Raw genomic sequence first — 2,055 nt, 5'->3', positions numbered from 1 at the left:
CCGCCGAGGCGCGGGGCGCCTCGGGAGGTGGCGGCACCTCCGGAGGTGCCGCGGGAGCGGAAGGGCAGGGCGCCTCGGGTGCGGGGCGGGTGCCCGAACCCGAGGTCATCGTCGACGACCGGGACGCGCTCACCTACCTGTACACCTCGGGGACGACCTCGGCGCCCAAGGGGGTGGTGGGAAACCACTCGGCGATCTACCTCGAGTCGATGTCGAGCGCGCTCGAGTGCAAGCTCGACCACACGGACCGCACCGTCGCGCTCATGCCGATGTTCCACACCGCGCAGCTCAACGTGTTCTCGACGGCGGCGGTCATGGTGGGTGCGACGACGATCGTGCACCGTGGGTTCGACGCGGACATGCTGCTCACGACGATCGAGGAGCAACGGGCGACCCAGATCTTCGCACTGCCGATGATGTATCGGGAGCTGCTCGATCACCCGCGGATCGGGAGTACCGATCTGTCGAGCCTGCGGACGGCGTTCTACGCGATGGCGCCGATGCCGGAGAAGCAGTTGCTCCAGTGCCTCGAGGTGTTCGGGTGCGACTTCTACCTCGTGTTCGGGCAGACGGAGATGAGTCCGACGACGACGTTCCTGCGGCCCGAGCACCAGGTGTCGCACAACGGGGCGACGGGCACGACCGTGCCGAACGTGCAGCTCGGGATCATGGACGCGGAGGGGAACCTGCTGCCGGCCGGCGAGGTCGGGGAGATCGTCTATCGCGGGCCGCATGCGCTCACCGAATACCTCAAGAACCCCGAGGCGACCGCGGCGGCCTTCGAACACGGGTGGTTCCATTCGGGTGACGTGGGCCGACGGGGTGAGGACGGGATGCTGTGGTTCCAGGACCGCACGAAGGACGTCATCAAGACCGGTGGGGAGAACGTCGCGTCGATCGAGGTCGAGAAGGCGATCTACGCGGCGGATCCGAACGTCGCCGAGGTGGTCGTCGTCGGTCTGCCGCACGATCGGTGGTCCGAGGCGATCACCGCCGTCGTCACCGCGAAGGAGGGGGCGACGCTCGACACGGAGGCGCTCATCGCGAAGGTGAAGGAGCTCATCGACGGGTTCAAGACCCCGAAGGACGTCATCATCCTCGACGAGATGCCGCGGACCTCGACCGGCAAGGTGCAGAAGAACGTCATCCGGGAGAAATACCGGGATCACTACGCTGAGCAGTGATGAACACACGCATGCGGGACCCGGAGCGCGGGCAGAAGATCCTCGACGTCGCGGTGACTTTGTTCGCCAAGAAGGGTTTCAACGCGGTCTCCCTCGCGGAGATCGGCGGGGCGGCGGGGATCGTTGGGTCCGGGGTGTACCGGCACTTCTCCGGGAAGCCGGCGATCCTCACCGCCCTCTTCGAGACCGCGATCGACCGTCTCGTTGCCGATCTTCCGGAGTCGGAGCCCGAGGAGCCCGCCGAGTGCGAGGCGGCGATCGACCGGCTCATCGACGGGCAGGTGTCCTTCGCGGTCGATACCCGGGAGATCGCGCAGATCTACTACGTGGAGAACAAGAACGTGCCGGCAGACGACCGGGTGCGCCTGCGCGAGAAGCAGCGGGCGTACATCTCCGGGTGGACACGGATCCTCCAGGGGCTGCGGCCGGAGCTCGACGAGGCGCATGCGCTCACCCTCGTGCACGCGGCGATCGGTGGAGTGCAGTCCGCCCGCCTGCACCGGAGCGGACCGGCGAAGGAGGAGCTGCGGGCGACGTTGAAGAACGCGGCCTGGGGAGTGCTCCGGGGGTAGGGCCGGAAATGTGGTGCAGGACATCCTCGGTCGATTTGCGCCCGGGGTCCGTGGACGTATAAGTTATTACCCGTTGCCTCGGCGGAAACACCGAAGCGAGCGGGCCCCGGAAACGTGGCTGACCAGGAGGAATCCTGGTAGGCAGGTTTTGCAGGATGTGCCCCGCTTCCACTGGAACGGCAGTCGGCAACACTCACTGAAGAATCTCGGATGGTTTCACTCTTCGCCGGGTGAAAAACCGAGAAAAACCATGTGACGCGGAACACCGGAAACGGATTTGCGAAAACATGAACAGTGAG

General features: G+C 66.1%; 2 protein-coding genes. Both read left to right on the top strand.

Annotated elements, in window-relative coordinates:
• Positions 1-1,184: AMP-binding protein (locus ABD172_RS00295; protein WP_344305891.1), on the top strand; the 1,184-nt coding region annotated here is incomplete at its 5' end.
• Complete coding sequence (locus tag ABD172_RS00290) at positions 1,184-1,756, top strand: TetR/AcrR family transcriptional regulator (RefSeq protein ID WP_344305890.1); 573 nt, start codon at positions 1,184-1,186, stop codon at positions 1,754-1,756. The genes ABD172_RS00295 and ABD172_RS00290, both read left to right, overlap by 1 nt.
• Positions 1,757-2,055 lie beyond the last annotated feature (299 nt).

The sequence above is a fragment of the Brevibacterium samyangense genome, from assembly GCF_039529845.1.
Classification (GTDB): domain Bacteria; phylum Actinomycetota; class Actinomycetes; order Actinomycetales; family Brevibacteriaceae; genus Brevibacterium; species Brevibacterium samyangense.
The sequence above is the reverse complement of the archived record's forward strand: the minus strand, read 5'-3'. Positions and strand labels throughout refer to the sequence as shown.